Source organism: Amycolatopsis sp. NPDC098790 (genome assembly GCF_044759945.1).
Taxonomy (GTDB): domain Bacteria; phylum Actinomycetota; class Actinomycetes; order Mycobacteriales; family Pseudonocardiaceae; genus Amycolatopsis.
The window spans coordinates 2,252,226-2,268,633 of the sequence record NZ_JBIWAI010000001.1; the positions used below are offsets into that span (position 1 = coordinate 2,252,226).

Below are 16,408 nucleotides of genomic sequence, written 5' to 3' on the forward strand. Positions count from 1 at the left end.
CGGTCCGTGTCAGCGCCGTGTCAGGCCCGGCGGCGATGGTGGTCGCACAACCACCACGAAAGGACCTCCGATGAGCGACATCCCGCAGGGTCTGCCGATGGAGCGCGACGCGGGCCCCTTCGACCCGCCCCGCGAGATCACCCGGCTGCGCTCGACGCGACCGGTGAGCCCGATGGTTTTCCCGGACGGGCACGAGGGCTGGCTCGTCACCGGCTACGAGGCGGTGCGCCAGATGATGGCCGACACGCGGTTCAGCTCGCGGCTGGACCTCGACGTCGTCCACGTGCCGTACGAGACGCCCGGCATGCCCGTCCCGACCGAGCCGTCCCCGCAGCTGCCGGGCATGTTCATCGCGATGGACCCGCCCGACCACGGCCGGCTGCGCAAGCGCCTGACCGGCGCGTTCACCGTCAAGCGGATGAAGCAGCTGGAGGAGCGCATCGCCGAGGTCGTCGAGGAACAGCTGGACCACCTGGCGCGGCTGACGCCGCCGGTCGACCTGGTGGCCGAGTTCGCGTTGCCGGTGCCGTCGCTGGTGATCTGCGAACTGCTCGGCGTCCCGTACGACGATCGGGGCGACTTCCAGGTCAACTCGGCGCAGTTCATGGTCCGCGACCAGACGCTCGAGCAGAAGATGGGCGCGTACATCGCGTTGAACACGTATCTGTCCGAATTGGTCACGCGGAAGCGCTCCTCGCCGACCGAGGACATCCTGTCCGACTTGGCGCGGCACGAGGACCTGACGATCGAGGAGCTGACCGGGGCCGCGTTCCTGCTGCTGATCGCCGGCCACGAGACCACGGCGAACATGCTTTCGCTGGGGACGTTCGCGTTGCTGGAACACCCGGCCGAGCTGGCTTCCCTTCGCTCTGAGCCGGAGTTGATGCCCGGGGCGGTGGAGGAACTGCTGCGGTACCTGTCCGTGGCCGACATCTTCTTCCGGTACGCGACGGAGGACCTTTCGCTTGGGGGTGAAACGATCCCGGCGGGCTCGACAGTCGTCGTGTCGTTGCTGGCGGCCAACCGGGACCCTTCGCGGTTCGAGAACCCGGACGTCTTGGACTTCCGGCGCAACGCCCGGGGGTTGCTGTCGTTCGGGCATGGCGTTCACCAGTGTCTCGGGCAGCAGCTGGCGCGGATCGAGATGCGGGCCGGGTTCGAGGGGCTGGTGCGGCGGTTCCCGACTTTACGGTTGGCCGTTGCCGCTGATGAGGTGAAGCTGCGGACCGACATGAACATCTACGGGGTGCACGAGCTGCCGGTCACCTGGTGAGCCCGCGGCGGCCGGCTCGCGACCCCATGGGCGGGTCTTCCGACCGCCAGTTCGCCACCGGGCGGCACACCAAGGCCTCCGACGTCCTCGCGTATTCCAAACTTCGCAGGTAGTAGGAGTACCGGCTCAGGTCACCAAGTCGATGGTGTTCGGCGAGAGCGCAAACAAGGTGCTCGCTTTCCTCGAGCAACGCCAACCCGTCCGGCAGCTCGGCTCGGCCGGCGTCGGCGGGCTCGGCGATGAACGGGTTGGCGATGACGATCCCGGAAACCCACTCGGTCGGGTCGTCGGCAACGAGGCCGGCGGGCCCGACCAGGTACGCGAGTGGTCGGACGTCGGCAACGAGGGGACGGGACTCGCGGCTTCTGGTGACCGATCGATCGCCACGCGGTCGCCAGTACAGGCCTTCGTGGACGCCGATCGACCGGCACAAGTGCACGAGCGGTGCGCTGTCGAGCGGTATGCCTTCGAGCTGGAACGAGAGGGTGATCATCGTCGCTCGGCGCGATCGGTCGGCTGCGAGGTTGGCGGTCAGCGTATAGAAACCACCGTCGCACCGGTCGAGGTAGCAGATTTCCTCGCTGTCATAGGCGCCGGGCGTCTTGGCGCGCTGGTCCCACCGCGGCAGCTGTTCGGCGAACGCCGCCGAACCGAGGCCGTGCCAGTTCCGGTTCGCCTGTTGCACGCTCCACCGCGCGTCCGGTGTCGCCCACCCGAGAGCAGCCAGCTTGCCGACGAGTTCGAGCAGTCCGTATTCGTCGAGGCCCCTCGGTGCCACGTCGAGTGTGACGCCGTAGCCGTCGGCTGCCACCCAATCGATGTCCGGGAGCTCGTGCGCGAAGACGAACTGCCCGAACTCTCCGGCGCATTCGATCACCTGGCTGCGCTTACCGTCGGATTGCATGAACTGAAGGTTCGCTACGGGCAGGCCGATGTGCCGTGTCTTCGGCCGCTTCGCGTCGGGCTCGTCGAGCAGTACGGTGCCGTTCGTCAGCAGCGCGTCCCTCTTCCGCCACAACAGCTCGGAAAGGGGAACCAGCCCGATCGCGGCCAGGCGGAGCTCGTCGCCCGAGATCAGCAGGACAGGTTGGCTCCGGTGTTGCTCGACGTCGGATACGACAGAACCGGTGAAGCCCTCGAAGCTGATGAGGACGCCGACTACTCGCCGCTCCGTTCGTCTGAGACGCGAGCGGAGACTGTCGATGTCGTCGATGTCGGCTTTGGTGCTCCGCCATTTGCACTCGATCAGGTAGATCTCGCCATCCCTGGTCGCCAGGACGTCTGTCTGCCGAGGCCGGGCTGTGCGCGGGTTCCTGGTGACCTCGAAATGATGTTGCCGGAACATCTCGGCCGCGAACTCTTCGAGGTCGCGGCCCCGTTTTGCCGGATCGTCGAGCTTTTGCAGGGCATCGAGCCACTCTTCCAGGGCGTTCCTCACCACGGCATCATCCCGCTCATGGACGCGTCCGGCCTCTCATCCACAGGACGACGTCCAGGCACCTCAGCAAGCTGATGTCGTCGATGCCGCCCGCCTCCTTCCGCAGTTCCTCCACCGCACGGGCTCTCGTCGGGTCCGTGTGGAACCAGGTCCACAAGCAGTGCCACGGGCTTGCCGGGGCCTTCAGCACCGTCCGGACCTGGCTGTCGTACACCGGCGTCAGGTGCGGGCGTTTGCGGGCCAGCAGCTTCGACGCCGTCACCGGGCGGTGGTTGCCGCCGCACTGGCGGAACAGCTCCCACAGGCGGTGGGCCGGGGCTCCCGGTTCGTACGTCGACCACGGGGCCTCGTGCATCGGCAGGTCCGGGGGGATCTGCTCCAGCAGCTCGCGGATCCGGAGCGCGTGCGTCATCGTCGCGTCGATGGCCACGTTCGCCAGGCTGGTGATGCTCAGGAAGTTGAGCGCCAGGACGTCGGCTTCGGTGACCGTGTTCGCGACCGATGGTTCGTCGCCGCCGCCGGCGTAGCGCTCGAACCAGCGGCCCGTGCAGTCGTCGAAATACTCCCTCAAAGCCGTCAACGACTTGTCGCGGTGCCGGCCGCGGACGCATTCGTCCACCAGGTCGTGCTGGTCGGCGTAGTCGGGCATGGCGGGCTCCCCTCATCGCCGAATGAGGGTCGCGGCCGTCCGATCTACCGTTACGGCAGGGTTCTGAGCCAATTTCCCACCACGCTGAAGTACAGCGGGGCGTTTGGCGCGTAGTTGATCGCGTGGCCGTAGCCGTTCAGGATGTACGTCTGCAGCTGCGAAGTGCCGAAGAACGGCGCTTCGGACGCCTTCAACGCCGCGGGCGACGAACAGTCGCTGCCCAGCAGCCCGCAGAAGTTCGGGTCGTCGCCGACCACCAGCAGCACCGGAGCCGTGATCTGGCGGGACACCGGGATGACCACTGTGGTCAGGGTCAGGCTGTCCACCGCTTCGGTCGCCGCGAAAACGTCCTTTGTGGACTCGTCGTAGGCGAGCGCGCCGGCGTCGAGCGGACCCGGCGTGTGGAACGCCCCGTAGCGGGTGCCCGGGTCGGTCGTCAGGTAGCCCACGTCGCGGCCGGGCGTGGCCGGGTCCAGCGGGGCCGGGTGCATCTGCGCCAACGTGGGGACCACCGAGACCAGGTTCATCCGGTGCGTCATCCCGGTGACGAGCACGCCGTCGACGTCGCGGTAGCGGCCGGCCTCGATCATCGCCATCGCCGAGCCGATCGAGTGGCCGCCGATGACGACCTTCGCGAAGCGGGGACGCACCGCCTGGACCACCTGGTGCGCCGCCGTCGCCTGGACGGACGCGCTCAGCAGCGTGCTCAGCGGCTTCGAGCTCTGCCCGGTGCCCAGGCGGTCGAGCGCGAGCGTCGCGATCCCCGCGTTGTTCATCGCCAGGCGGAACGACCGGGTCTGCGGGGTGTAGGCGATGTCCCAATAGGACGCGTTGTACGTGCCGCCGGGGACCAGGACCACCACGGTCTTCGCCCCGGGCGGGGCGCACAGGCGGCCGTGCATCGTCTGCGGCAGCAGGGCCACCGTGACCGGGACGTACAGGTCCTCGCAGGTCGCCGCGTGAGCCGGTGCGGGTACGAACAGCGAGGCCGCGAGCAGCGTGAAGACAGCACAAATTCGGCGTAGCAAGGGGAAAGCCTCCTACTGGTGACGGGGGACAGCCGTCATGGGCAGGCTGTCCGGGTACGCGGCGGAGGTGAACTTCACGCGCACCGGCCGGCCCGGGAGCGGGACCAGCCGCCAGCGCGCGGCCACCGTGGCCACCGTGATGACGATTTCGTTCTGGGCGAAGCGGTTCCCGATGCACTGCCGCCCGCCGGCGCCGAACGGGATGAACGCGCCCTTGGGCAGCCGCGCCGCCCGCTCCGGCTCCCAGCGATCGGGGTCGAACCGGTCCGGGTCGGGGAACGACGCGGGGTCGTGGTGCAGGGCGTGCGGGCTGACGATCACCTCGGCACCCGCCGGGATCCGCGTGCCGCCGAGGTCGACCTCCTCCAGCGTCCGGCGCATCAGCATCCACAGCGGGTAGCAGCGCAGGACCTCGTCGACCACCTGCCGGACGTAGGTCAGCCGCGGCAGGTCGTCGACGGTGACCGGACGGCCGCCCAGCACCTCGTCGACCTCGGCGTGCACCCGGGCTTCCACGTCCGCGTGCCTGCCGAGCTCGTGGAACGTCCAGGCCAGCGCGAGCGCGGTCGTCTCGATGCCGGCGGTGAGCAGGGTGAGCACCTCGTCGCGGGCCTGCTCGTCGGTCATGCCGGCCAGCAGGAGCATCGAGAGCAGGTCGCCGTGGTCCACGCTCTCGGTGCGCCAGTCGCGGATCACGTCGACGACGATTCCCTGCATCCGTCCGATCGCTTCGTCGAACCGCCGGTTGCCGGGCACCGGCAGGTTTTCGACGAACTTGGGCGACAACGCGCGAATCATCCCCTGCTGGATGATCAGGTAGATGGACCGCCGGGCTTCGTCGACCGCCTGCTTCCCGATTTCCGTGTGGAACAACGCTTCGCCGACGATCGTCACCGCGAGCTCCTGCAGGTCCTGGTCGAGCGGACGCACTTCGCCCGGTCGCCACGAGTCGCTCAGCTCGGTCGCGGCCCGCCGCATGGTTTCGGCGTACGCGGCCAGGCGGTCGCGGTGGAACGCCGGCTGCATCAGGCGCCGCTGCCGGAGGTGGAAGTCACCGTTCGAGAGCACCAGGCCGTTTCCGACGAACGGCTTGAACTTGTCGAACATGACGCCCTTGCGGAACTTCGGCCCCGCCGTGACCAGCACTTCGTGGGCCAGCCGCGGGCTGGTGACGAAGTAGGCGGGCATCGGGCCGAGGTGGAGTTTGACGATTTCTCCGTGTTCGTGCAGGGAATCGGTGAATGCGAAGCGTCGTCGCAGCAGTGCCGGAGTGTGCCCGAGAAAAGGCCACCGGCCCGGGGCTTCCGGGACGGTCATGCGGACTCCTCGTTACGCCATTGTGTGGATTTCCCAAGGAGACGGCCTACGGTAGGCGCGTCCGGCCGAACGGGACAGTGCCCGATCGGGTGGTGTGGCCTCACGCGGATGGCGCAGTCACCGGTCGTTCGGGAATCGCTAAGCTCTTTCCGGTCCGACGCGGCTGAGAAGGTGTTTCTCGTGACACGATCACCGGAATGGGTTCCACCGGGTGTCGATATCTCCGTGCCCAGCATGGCCCGAACTTACGACTTCATGCTCGGCGGTGGCCACAACTTCGCCGTCGATCGCGCGGTCGGCGAGCAGATCGAACGCGCGATGCCGGGCCTGCGCGACGCGGCGCGCGTGAATCGCGCGTTCCTCGGGCGCGCGGTGCGGTTCATGACGGACAACGGGATCCGCCAGTTCCTCGACATCGGTTCGGGGATCCCGACGGTGGCGAACGTCCACGAGGTCGCGCAGGCGCAGGACCCGGACTGCCGCGTGGTGTACGTCGACCGCGATCCGGTGGCGGTCGCGCACAGCGAACTGATGCTCGCGGGAAACGACCGCGCCGCGATCGTGCAGGCCGACATGCGGGATCCGGAGAAGATCCTCGATTCGCCGCAGGTGCGCGGCCTGCTCGATCCCGAAAAGCCGATCGGGCTGCTGATGTTGTTGATGTTGCACTGGGTCCCGGACGAATCCGGGCCGCTCGACCTCGTGGGCCGGTACGGTTCGGCGCTCGTGCCGGGCAGTTTCCTCGCGATCACCCACGTCACCGGCGACCACCAGGGTGAAAACCTCGAAGAAGCGACGGACGTGATCAAAGAAAGCCGCAGTCCCGATCAAGTGACGCTGCGGACGCACGCCCAGGTGTCCGCCCTTTTCGCCGGTTTCGAAATCGTCGAACCGGGGCTGGTGGGCTGCGGGGAATGGCGGCCGTCCGGGCCGGCGGACATCTCCGCGGCGACCGAGATGAACATGCTGGTCTACGCCGGCATCGGCCGAAAGAGCTGAACGGGCGCCGCACATGCCGATGATCGAACAACGACCGGAACAACCGGCGGGGCCGGACCCGGAACGCGCGCGGACCGTGCTCGCCCGGAAATGGGCTTACCTGCTCAGCGGCGTGACCGTCGTTTCGCTGAGCCGCGAACTGCTCGACGAGGAACTGCGCGGAATGCTGGACACGCTGGTCGAGTCCCTGCGGGGCACGTCCGCGGACACCGCGCCCGCCGAGCGGATCGGCGCGCGGCTGGTGGGGCTCGGGTACGTCGGCGAGCCGGGGCTGCGGTGCACGCTCGACGTCCTCGGGAAGGGCCTGCCGTCGCTGCCGGAACTGCGGACGGCGGACCGCTTCGTCGAGCGGATCGTGGTGGCGCTGGGCGCGCTCTCCTGCGGATTCCTGCTCGCGCACGAGCGGAGTGTGCTGGACCAGCAGGAGATCATGCACCTGTCGCTGCTCAAGGCGGTGCGGGACGCGCAGTGGAACCTGAAGCAGAGCGAGGCGCGCTTCGAACAGGTCGTGACGTCGTCCGCGAGCGGCATCGCGCTGGTCTCCCTCGACGGCCGGATCGTGCGCGCGAACGCGGCGCTGGCCGAGATGCTCGGCCACCCGGCGGGCGAGCTGACCGGGACGCAGCTGGCCGACCACGTGCACCCGGAGACCGTCGCGGTCCTCCGTGAGGCCATGGCGGAGCTGGTCGCCGACGGCAAGGAGCGGATCCGGCAGTCCCAGCGGCTGCTGCGCAAGGACGGCGACGTCGCCCGCATCTCGCTCACGGCGTCGCTGCTGCGCGACGCCGAAGACCGGCCCGGTCACTTCGTCGTCGTGGTCGAGGACGGCACCGAGCTGATGCTGCTGCAGGGCGAGCTGAGCCGGCAGGCCCTGCACGACGTGCTGACCGGGCTGCCGAACCGCCAGTACTTCGGCACCCACCTCGAAGCGGCGCTGCGGCGCGCCGACCCGGACTACGGGATCACGCTGTTCCACGTCGACCTCGACGCGTTCGGCATGGTCTGCAACAGCCTCGGCCGCCGCGTCGGCGAACAGCTGCTGGTGCACTTCGCCCAGCGGCTGAAGTCCGTGATGGCGCGGGAAAAGGCGATGATCGCGCGGTTCCACGCCGACGAGTTCGGCATCCTGGTCGAGAACTCCGCGACGACGCCGGCGATCGACGCCACCGTCCGCGCGATCAACGACGAGCTCGCCGAGCCGTTCTTCGTCGACGGCCACGGCCTCGCGCTGTCGGCCAGCGCGGGTGTGGTCCACCGGCCCGCCAAGAGCATCGACCCGGGGGAGCTGCTGCGCGCGGCCGACCAGACGCTGCGGCGCGCGAAGGTGCGGCGGCGCGGCCAGTGGAAGATGTTCGACCGCGACGCCGACGCGGACGACCGGCGGACGCAGGCGCTGGCCGTGGGCATGGCCGGTGCCTGGGAGAACGGCGAGATCGCCGTGCGCTACCGGCCGCTCGCGCGGCTGGCGGACGGCGAGGTCGCCGGGTACGAGGCCCGCCTGCACTGGGACCGGCCGGGCGCCGCGGCCCTGCCGCACGAACGCTGCGCGGAGCTCGCCGAGTCGACCGGGCTGGTGCTGCCGCTCGGGGACTGGCTGCTGCGCGCGGCGGCCCGGCAGGGCGAGTGGTGGCGCCAGCGGGCGGGTTCGCGGCTGCCGGTGGTCGCCGGGCTCACCGGCCACCAGATGACGGACGAAGCACTCGGCACGCGCGTGACGCGGCTGCTGTCGGACACCGGCCTGCCGCCGGAGCAGCTGATGCTCGGCGTCCCGGTCGGCGCGCTGAAGGTGTCCGGCGTCCTCGACAACGTCGCCGCGCTCGCCGGCCTCGGGGTCTGCGTGATGCTCGACGAGTTCGGGCTCGGCCCGGACGACCTGCGCGCGGTCGAGGACCTGCCGGTCGGCATCGTCCGCGTCGACCGCCGGCTCGCGGAGTGGCAGGCGTGGTCGGATTCGACGTTCCTGAGCGCGCTGGTCCCGCTGGTCCGCCAGGTCGGCGCCACGCTGGTCGTCGACGGGATCCACACCGAGGACCAGGCGCAGTGGTGGGGCACGGCCGGCGCGGAGCTGGGCACGGGCGACTACTTCGGGGTCGCGAGGGCGCCGGGCGAGCTGGCCTTCGTCTGAGCGGGTCGGCGCGTCAGGCCGACGGCGACCAGCACGATCGCCATGCCACCGAGCACGCGTGGGGACAGCGGTTCGCCGAGGAAGAGCGCGCCGAGGGCGACGGAGACCACCGGGAGCAGATAGCCGACCGTCGCCGCCGCTGTCGGGCCTTCCTCCGTGAGGACCTGGTAGTTGAGGTAGAAGGTGACGCCGGTCCCGAACACGCCGAGGATCGCCACGGCCACCACCGCCGTCACGGTCAGGTGCGGGGCCGTGGCCGGCACCGGCAGCGCCAGGGCGGTCAACGCGGTCGCCGTCGTCAGCTGGGCGGCCGACACCGCGAGCGGTGCCCCGCCGGGCGGCAGTTTCCTTGCCATGTAAGCGAACGCGATCGCGTAGCTGAGGCCGGCGCCGAGCAGCGCCAGCGCGCCCGTGCTCAGCAGCCCGGACTGCTCCCAGGGCGCGAAGATCACCAGCACGCCGGCGAACCCGAGGGCCAGCCCGAGCAGCCGCGCCGGGCCGAGCCGGCGGTCCGTGCCGAGCAGGACGCCGATCAGCAGTGACCACAACGGCGTCGTCGCGTTCATGACGCCCGCGATCCCGGAGTCCACCGTGCTTTCCCCGATGCCGAAGAGCGCGAACGGCAAGGCGTTGCAGAAGAACGCGGCGACGACCAGGCGGCCCCACGTCCGCCGGTCACGCGGAAGCCGCTGGCCGGCCGCGAAGGCCAGGACCAGCAGCGTCAGCGCGCCGAGGGCGCAGCGGACCAGCGTGAGGTGGACGGGGCTCAGCCCGGTCAGGGCCAGCTTGATCCACAGGAAACCCGAGCCCCACAACAGAGCCAGTACAGCTATTCGCGTCACGTGATCCACGGTGCCCAAGCGAACCCGTCAGGACAAGTGAAGAGTTCTGGACTGATCGTTAAGGTCTGCTACAGCTTTCGGGCGCCAGAGCCGGTCGCCGAACAGCGCCAGGGCTGCCGGGAGCAGCACGCCACGCACGAGCGTCGCGTCGAGGAGGATCGCGAACGCCATCCCGAGCCCGAGCATCTTGTACTCGATCGCCGCCAGGCTCAGGAAGATGCTGAACACGCCGGTCATGATCAGTGCGGCGCTCGTGACGACGCCGGAACTGCGCGCAGTGCCCTCCACGATCGCGTCCCGCGCCGAGGCGCCCGCCTGCCGTCGTTCGCGGATCCGGCTGAGGATGAAGACGTGGTAGTCGGTGCTCAGCCCGAACAGCAGCACGAAGAGGAACATCGGGAGCCAGCCGAGGACACCGCCGTAGGGTGTGAAACCCAGTAGTGGCGCGAGAAAGCCGTTCTGGAACACGAGTGTGAGCACGCCGTACGCCGCGCCGACCGACAGCAGGTTGAGCAGGATCGACACCGCGGGCACCGCGACCGACCGGAACACCACGAGCAGCAGCACGAACGCGAGCAGCAGGATGAATCCGAAGACGTACGGCGCCCGCGCGAGCACCTGCGCGGTGAAGTCGTGCGCCTCCGCCGTCCGGCCCGCCAACGCGTAACCAACGCCGTCCAGCCGGCCGATCGTTTGCGGCAGCAGGGTTTCCCGCAACGTCGTGAGCGTGCGGCTCGCGGCTTCGTCGTTGCCGGTGCCGCCGAGCGGGATCCGGACGACGAGCGCCCGGTCGACCGGGACGACGACGGCCGGTTTCGGCGTGCCCGCAGTGAGTTCCCCGATGGCTTGACGGACCGCGGGTGTGTCGACCGGGCCGCCGTTTTCGTTCCACAGGACGACGTGCGCGGGCATCGTCACGCCGGGAAACGCTTCCTGGACGCGCGCGGCCGCGTCGATCACCGGGATCGTGCGCGGCAGGCTTTCCGTCGGTGCGGGGTCCTGCAGGCGGATCCCCACGGCGGGCAGCGCGAGCAGAACCAGTGCTGTGGCGGCGATTCCGCTCCAGAGCGCCGGACGGCGGGTGACGACCCCGGCCACCGCCGCCCAGAACCGCGAGCGCGTCCCGCGGTTGCCGAGCCACGGGATCCGGCCGCGGTCGACGCGGTGCCCGAGCAGCGAAAGCGTCGCCGGCAGGACCGTCACCGCGGCTAGGACGGCCAGCCCGACGACGAGGATGGTGCTCACCGTCAGGCCCTGGAGGTTGTCGAGGCCGGTGAACAGCAGGCCGGTCACGCACAGCACGACGGTCAGTCCCGACACGACGATCACGTGCCCGGACGTCCGGGCGGCGATCCGGATCGACTCGTCGACGCCGTGAGCGCGTTCCTCTCGCACCCGGCGCAGGAAGAACAGCGAGTAGTCGACGCCGACCGCCATGCCGATGAGCAGCGTCATCGCGGAAGTGGCGCTGTTGACCGGGATCCAGTTGTCCACAAGGGACAGGAAGCCGAACGCGGCGGCCACCGTCGTCCCCGCGAGCAGCACCGGGATCGCGGCCGCGACCAGCGAGCCGAACACGACCAGCAGGATCAGCACGGTGATCGGCAGCGAGCGCGTTTCGGAGCGTTTGATGTCCTCCTTGATGCTCTGGTCGACCGCGCCGGACACGCTGAGGTCGCCGGCCTGGGCCAGGTGGGCGTCCGGGTGCCGCGCGGCGACGGTCCGGACCGCGGCGCTCGCGGTCGCGAGGTGGTCCCGGATTTCCGTGCCGGTACCGGGGATCCGGAAGGTGACCAGCCCGGACCGGCCGTCGGCGGAGACCTGCGCGGGATCGTCGAGCGGGGAACGGATGTCGGCGGCGCCGGCCGTCTTCAAGGTCGCGACCAGGTCGGTGACGACGGTGGTTTCGCGGGGAACGAGGACGTTTTCGAAGAACGGTTCGCGCGTGGCTTGGCGGTCGAGGACGGCTTGGCCGGCCCCGGCGTCGCCGGCGGGGCTCGAGCGCGCGTCGGTGCCGGGGACGAACGTGCCGACGGCCCAGGCGAAGACGACGAGCGCCAGCCAGCCGAGGATCGCGGCGGCGCGGTGGCGCACCGACCAGTTGGTGACGCGTTCGACCACCGGGGGTTTTGCGGGCAGCATGAACTAAAGTCCTTCCGTGAAGGAGTGATCCGATGAGAGCTCGCCCTCGGGCGAGTGGGTGCTTCTTCCTCCTGGGCCGCCGAGTTGCCGCTCGGCGGTCCAGGGCCTCAACTCAGTCGACCTCCCTGAGCACGTGTTCGATGGACCGCAGCCGGTCCTGGACGTCCTTCAGCTGCCGCCCGGTTTCCTCCTGGGTCCGGACGGCTTTTTCGGCCAGGTTCCGGTATTCGCTTTCCCGGGCGAGCGCGGCCTTGGCGCGCCAGGTCGAGGCCAGCTGCACGATCGCGATCGACAGCACGACGGTGATCAGGACGAAGACCCCGGTCACGCCGATGATCTCCTGCCACTGGTGCCAGTTCATGTCCGTCCCTCCTCGCCGTCCCCCTGGACGGACTCCGGTGTGGTCAGCGTCGGCACGGCGGCCGCGATCGTCTCCGGCGTCAGCACGACGGAGAACGGGGTGAGCTCGTAGAACCGCAGCGTCTTGCCGTCGTCGCCGACCTCGAAGCTCGCCTCGACCAGCCCGGCGGCTTCGAGCTTGCGCAGGTGCACCTGCAGCAGCGCACGGCTGATCCGCAGCTCGCGCGCGAGCTTGCTGACATAGGTGCGCTCAGCGCGCAGGGCGGCGACGATCCGCAGCCGGTGCGGGTTGCCGAGGGCACCCAGCTGCCGCAGGAGCTCGTCGCCCGTGGTCCACATGCCAACAAAAGTTAGCAGGTGGGTCGACGAGGGGATATCAGGGTGATCCCTGGTTTCCCATCCTGCGGGCTCGGCCTCCTCGCCGATCGGGCGGACCGACACGATCAGCTTGCGCAGTCCCTTTTCCGCGGCCCGCGCCTGAGGAACCGCTCGCAGGTGATCATCCGGCCGCTCGCGCCCTGGTAGACGAACTGGCCGCCGACGTCGCCGAGGCCCAGCGCCGCGTCCAGCAGATCGGGGCCGGAGGCAAGATCGACAACGCGCATGCGCTCAGTGAAGCGAAAAATCACCGGCCGGACACCGGCGACCGGGCGACGCGGGGTGCTGGGCGACGGTCAGCGCAGGGCCTTGAGCCGGCGGGTGAGCGCCGACGGGTCGAGGTTCGCGCGCGTGCCGGCGTCGTGGCCGTCGAGGTAGCCGCTGCCCGACAACCGGCGGGGTGCGGCCGAACGCAGGTCGCCGTACTCGGCGTCGAACGCGTGCTGGACCATCTGTGCGCGGTCGCGGACCACCAGCTCGGCCGACTTCCCGGCGCCGGGCATCGCCGTGCGGACCGCTTCCTGCTCGGCCTGCGTCAGCCGCTCGTGCACCGCGCGGGCGAAACCGTGCAGCCAGGTGCGCCGGTAGGCGGCGAGCGACTCGCCGGGGAAGAACCCGTCCGGCCGGACGCGCGTCAGCTGCGTGCTCGCCTGCAGCAGCAGGCTGGTGAACAGCAGCTCGACCCGGCCGAGGTCTGACCGGTAGCCGAAGACCGTGACGCTGTCGACCTTCTGGCCGTAGCGGTGCAGCAGCGTCCGGCAGCGCAGGGGGTAGGCGACCGAGGTCAGCAGGCTCGCCTTGTCGCGGCTGTAGGGGTCGTTCATCGGGATCTTCAGCGTGCCGATGTCGTCGGAACTCGCCCCGGACGCGGCGAGCATCGCCTGGTCGATCCCGTACCGCGCGACCAGCTCGGCGGCCTTCTTGTTGTAGGCCTCGGCCTCCGCCTCGGTGACCGCCGGGTCCTCGGCCTTCGCCAGCAGCTTCCGGATGCGCTCGAGCTGCGGGTCTGACTCGGTCATGGAGGGAGGGTATTCGATCAGGTGTTCGGACGCGCGCACCGGGGTCGGCGTGTCCTGGAACACTGGACGGACGACCGGAGGGGGCCCGGCGAGCCCCGCTGCCCTTGGCGGAACTGGTGGGGCGGTGGACGTGGTCCTTGCCCGGCATCGGGCCTGCCGAGCGCTGGGTGGGCTGGCGCGGCGGCGACCTCGTCGCGCTGGCCCAGGTGCATTTCCTCGAAGCCGAGAACAGCGAGATCGGGTTGACGCACGTCGTCGTGCACCCGGCCGCCCGGCGGGGCGGGGATCGGCGGCGCGATGCTGCGCGCGGTGCTGCCCGCGCTGCGGGAGCGAGGCCGGCGGGTCGTCGAGGGCTGGGAGGTCGTCGCCGGCACCGCGGGCGAGCGGTGGGCCGCGGCCATGGGGTTCCGGCCGGTGCGCACGATCGTGCGGCAGGAACTGGTGACCGCGGCAGCCGACCGGTCGCGCTGGGACGTCCCGGTCCCGGCGGGCTACCGGCTGCTGCGGTGGACCGGTGCCGCGCCGGACGCCGTGCTCGGTTCCGTCGCCACCGTGCGGGACGCGATGCACGATGCTCCGCTCGGGGAGTCGGGCTACCGCTGGCCGGAGTGGTCGCCCGCGCGGGTGCGGGCCGCCGAAGCCGAGGCGCGGGCCCAGGGCCTCGAACAGCGGGTCGTCGTCGCGGTCGAGGAGCGCACCGGGGACGCCGTCGGCCTGACCGAAGTCTGCGTGCACCCGCGCCGCCCGGACTGGGGGTACCAGCGCGACACCGCCGTGGTGGCCGCGCACCGGGGGCGGGGCCTCGGCCGGTGCGTGAAGGCGCACATGGCGCGGTGGCTGCTCGACGAGCGTCCCGCGGTCGCCCGGATCAGCACCACCACCGGCGCCGACAACGCGCACATGATCCGCGTCAACCGGGAAGTCGGCTACACGACGCTGCCGTCCATGATCGCCGTGCAGCGGGACGTCAACCCAAGTACGCGTCCAGTGTGACGGCGAGCGCCGACTCCGGCGAAGGCGCGAAACTCGCTCCCGCCAGCCCGCCCCACAGCCACAGCTGCGCCAGGCCGTGCAGGGCCGCCCACAGCGATGCCGCGACCAGCCGCAGGTCGGCGCCCGAGCGGGCGAGCGGGGTCGGGACCGCCGCCACCAGGACCGCGAACGTGTCGAACACCGCGCTCGCCGCCGCCGAGAGGGCCGGGTCGTCCGCGTCGATCAGGTCCCGGCGGAACATCAGCTCGAACATCGCCGGGTTGGCCAGCGCGAAGTCCAGGTAGCTGTGGCACGCCGCGGTCAGCCGCTCCCGCGGTGTGTTTCCCGGCAGCGTGTCGCGGCGGGCGAGCAACTCCGCGTACCCGCGTGTCGCCACCGCGGACAGCAGTTCGGCACGGCCGGAGAAGTGCCGCAGCGGTGCGCCGTGCGAGACGCCGGCCGCCTTCGCGATCCCGCGCAGCGTCACCGCGTCGACGCCGCCGTCGGCCAGCAGCTCGGAGGCCGTGTCGATCAGGCGTTGCCGGGTGCCCACGCTTCATCCCGGGTCATGGGGAGCAGGTCCGGGCGCTTCGGGAAGAAGCCGTCGCCCGGCTGGCGGCCGATCATCCGGTTGCGCGTGCGCGACACCGCGACCGGCAGGACCTCGCGCAGCAGCCAGTGCACGTCGGCGCGCCAGCTGCCGGGCGCCGCGACGCCGGGCAGCGGTTCGAGCCACGCGGGGTCGTGCGCGACGCCGAGCAGGCCCAGGACGTACGCGGCGAGCCGGCGGTGGCCGTGCGCCGACAGGTGCAGCCGGTCGGCGCCGAAGTACCGCGAGTCCGTGACGGCCTGGTCGGGCCACAGGTCGATCAGCAGCGCGCCGTAGCTGACGGCGGCCTCGCGGATGGCCTCGTTGAGCGCGACGATCCGCGGCCGCATCCGCTGCCCGAGCGGCATCCGGTGGGAGACGTCGCTGAGGGTGAACGTCACGACGACGGGCGAGATCTCCGTGCACGCGCGGACGGCGGCGTCGACCCGCCGGGCGACGGTCCGCGCGTCCCAGCCACGGCTCATGACGTCGTTGCCGCCGCCGAAGAGGGCGACGAGGTCGGGTGCCAGGCGCGTCGCGGCCGGGATCTGCTCGGGGACGATCTGGTCGAGCCGCCGGCCGCGGACGGCCAGGTTGGCGTAGCGGAAACCGGGCTCGTCCTGGGCGAGCCGGGCGGCGACGAAGTCGGCCCAGCCCCGGTAGGCGCGCTGGTCCGGGTACGGGTCGTCGAGTCCTTCGGCGCAGCTGTCGCCGAGGACGACGAAACGGTGGTAGCTCATTCCGATCTCCGTAACCCGTGGTTCACCTTGCCGACACTGTTTATCAAACTTGTGTAGACGGTGTCTACTTGGGTCGTCACAAACAGGGGGCCCGGTTCGTCGGGGTGGCATGACACTCGAATCGGAAGTCGCCCGGCACCTCGGCAAGATCATCGACGGGCTGCGGGCCAAGGACCTCGACGCGCTGCGGACGCTCTACGCCACGGACGTCGTGTCCTTCGACGTCGAGCCGCCGCTGCAGCACGTGGGGGTCGACGCGAAGCTGAAGAACTGGGCGAAGGTCTTCGCCCTCTTCGACGAGGTGGACTACGAACTGCGCGACCTGACCGTCACCGGGGAAGGCGGCCTGGCCGTCGGGCACGGCTTCGGCCGGGTCAGCGGCACCCTCGGCGACGGGACGCCGGTCGAGGGCATGTGGGTCCGCGCCACCTTCGTCCTGCGGAAGCTCGACGGCGCCTGGGTGATCGTCCACGACCAGGCGTCGGTGCCGTTCGACATCGCGACCGGCAAGGGCGTGACCGACCTCCAGCCGTGACG

General features: G+C 70.4%; 17 protein-coding genes. 5 read left to right on the forward strand and 12 right to left on the reverse strand.

The genetic code is table 11. The features are described 5' to 3' along the window. Nucleotides 1-70: 70 nt before the first annotated feature. A complete protein-coding gene (locus tag ACIQWX_RS11335) occupies nucleotides 71-1,273 on the forward strand; it encodes a cytochrome P450 (RefSeq protein ID WP_400868301.1) in 1,203 nt (400 codons plus the stop codon). Here ACIQWX_RS11335 and ACIQWX_RS11340 read toward each other — a convergent pair. Genes ACIQWX_RS11340 through ACIQWX_RS11355 form a run of 4 tightly spaced genes read right to left on the reverse strand, consistent with a single transcriptional unit; the run spans nucleotide 1,263 to nucleotide 5,705 of the window. Next, nucleotides 1,263-2,711 carry a restriction endonuclease gene (locus tag ACIQWX_RS11340; RefSeq protein WP_400868303.1) on the reverse strand — a complete coding sequence of 483 codons (1,449 nt, stop codon included), beginning with the start codon at nucleotides 2,709-2,711 and terminating at the stop codon, nucleotides 1,263-1,265. The genes ACIQWX_RS11335 and ACIQWX_RS11340 overlap by 11 nt on opposite strands. A 16-nt stretch (nucleotides 2,712-2,727) precedes the next feature. Then, nucleotides 2,728-3,360 carry a DUF6308 family protein gene (locus tag ACIQWX_RS11345; protein ID WP_400868305.1) on the reverse strand — a complete coding sequence of 211 codons (633 nt, stop codon included), beginning with the start codon at nucleotides 3,358-3,360 and terminating at the stop codon, nucleotides 2,728-2,730. 50 nt (nucleotides 3,361-3,410) lie between these two features. Next, the gene (locus ACIQWX_RS11350; RefSeq protein WP_400868307.1) at nucleotides 3,411-4,388 is read right to left on the reverse strand and encodes an alpha/beta hydrolase; all 978 of its coding nucleotides are present in this window, start codon (nucleotides 4,386-4,388) and stop codon (nucleotides 3,411-3,413) included. Between the two features lie 12 nt (nucleotides 4,389-4,400). Continuing rightward, on the reverse strand, nucleotides 4,401-5,705 hold the full coding sequence (locus ACIQWX_RS11355; protein WP_400868309.1) for a cytochrome P450: 1,305 nt from the start codon (nucleotides 5,703-5,705) through the stop codon (nucleotides 4,401-4,403). 180 nt (nucleotides 5,706-5,885) lie between these two features. Between ACIQWX_RS11355 and ACIQWX_RS11360 the strand changes: the two genes are divergently transcribed. Together ACIQWX_RS11360 and ACIQWX_RS11365 are read left to right on the forward strand one after the other, a co-directional pair. Next, nucleotides 5,886-6,704 (forward strand): SAM-dependent methyltransferase, encoded by an 819-nt coding sequence (locus tag ACIQWX_RS11360; protein WP_400869533.1) that lies wholly within the window; start codon nucleotides 5,886-5,888, stop codon nucleotides 6,702-6,704. A 13-nt stretch (nucleotides 6,705-6,717) separates the two neighbouring features. Continuing rightward, complete coding sequence (locus tag ACIQWX_RS11365) at nucleotides 6,718-8,829, forward strand: putative bifunctional diguanylate cyclase/phosphodiesterase (protein WP_400868311.1); 2,112 nt, start codon at nucleotides 6,718-6,720, stop codon at nucleotides 8,827-8,829. Here the strand turns inward: ACIQWX_RS11365 and ACIQWX_RS11370 are convergent. From ACIQWX_RS11370 to ACIQWX_RS11395, 6 genes are all read right to left on the reverse strand, one after another. After that, entirely contained in the window at nucleotides 8,784-9,662 is an 879-nt protein-coding gene (locus ACIQWX_RS11370) for a DMT family transporter (RefSeq protein ID WP_400869536.1), read from the reverse strand. The genes ACIQWX_RS11365 and ACIQWX_RS11370 overlap by 46 nt on opposite strands. 36 nt (nucleotides 9,663-9,698) lie before the next feature. After that, the gene (locus tag ACIQWX_RS11375; RefSeq protein ID WP_400868313.1) at nucleotides 9,699-11,813 is read right to left on the reverse strand and encodes an MMPL family transporter; all 2,115 of its coding nucleotides are present in this window, start codon (nucleotides 11,811-11,813) and stop codon (nucleotides 9,699-9,701) included. Between the two features lie 112 nt (nucleotides 11,814-11,925). Then, entirely contained in the window at nucleotides 11,926-12,174 is a 249-nt protein-coding gene (locus tag ACIQWX_RS11380; RefSeq protein ID WP_400868315.1) for a hypothetical protein, read from the reverse strand. Further along, nucleotides 12,171-12,512, reverse strand: coding sequence for an ArsR/SmtB family transcription factor (locus tag ACIQWX_RS11385; protein ID WP_400868317.1), 342 nt, complete (start codon nucleotides 12,510-12,512; stop codon nucleotides 12,171-12,173). Before ACIQWX_RS11385 ends, ACIQWX_RS11380 begins: the two co-directional genes overlap by 4 nt. A gap of 104 nt (nucleotides 12,513-12,616) precedes the next feature. Next, nucleotides 12,617-12,778, reverse strand: coding sequence for a hypothetical protein (locus ACIQWX_RS11390; RefSeq protein WP_400868319.1), 162 nt, complete (start codon nucleotides 12,776-12,778; stop codon nucleotides 12,617-12,619). Between the two features lie 69 nt (nucleotides 12,779-12,847). Then, nucleotides 12,848-13,570 (reverse strand): DUF2786 domain-containing protein, encoded by a 723-nt coding sequence (locus ACIQWX_RS11395; protein ID WP_400868321.1) that lies wholly within the window; start codon nucleotides 13,568-13,570, stop codon nucleotides 12,848-12,850. A gap of 297 nt (nucleotides 13,571-13,867) precedes the next feature. Between ACIQWX_RS11395 and ACIQWX_RS11400 the strand changes: the two genes are divergently transcribed. Then, complete coding sequence (locus ACIQWX_RS11400; RefSeq protein WP_400868323.1) at nucleotides 13,868-14,563, forward strand: GNAT family N-acetyltransferase; 696 nt, start codon at nucleotides 13,868-13,870, stop codon at nucleotides 14,561-14,563. Here the strand turns inward: ACIQWX_RS11400 and ACIQWX_RS11405 are convergent. Together ACIQWX_RS11405 and ACIQWX_RS11410 are read right to left on the reverse strand one after the other, a co-directional pair. Further along, complete coding sequence (locus ACIQWX_RS11405) at nucleotides 14,538-15,095, reverse strand: TetR/AcrR family transcriptional regulator (protein WP_400868325.1); 558 nt, start codon at nucleotides 15,093-15,095, stop codon at nucleotides 14,538-14,540. The genes ACIQWX_RS11400 and ACIQWX_RS11405 overlap by 26 nt on opposite strands. Beyond that, on the reverse strand, nucleotides 15,074-15,871 hold the full coding sequence (locus ACIQWX_RS11410) for an SGNH/GDSL hydrolase family protein (RefSeq protein WP_400868327.1): 798 nt from the start codon (nucleotides 15,869-15,871) through the stop codon (nucleotides 15,074-15,076). Before ACIQWX_RS11410 ends, ACIQWX_RS11405 begins: the two co-directional genes overlap by 22 nt. Nucleotides 15,872-15,980: 109 nt before the next feature. On the opposite strand from ACIQWX_RS11410, the gene ACIQWX_RS11415 reads away from it, so the two are divergent. Continuing rightward, nucleotides 15,981-16,406, forward strand: a complete 426-nt coding sequence (locus ACIQWX_RS11415) for a YybH family protein (RefSeq protein WP_400868329.1) — start codon at nucleotides 15,981-15,983, stop codon at nucleotides 16,404-16,406. Nucleotides 16,407-16,408 lie beyond the last annotated feature (2 nt).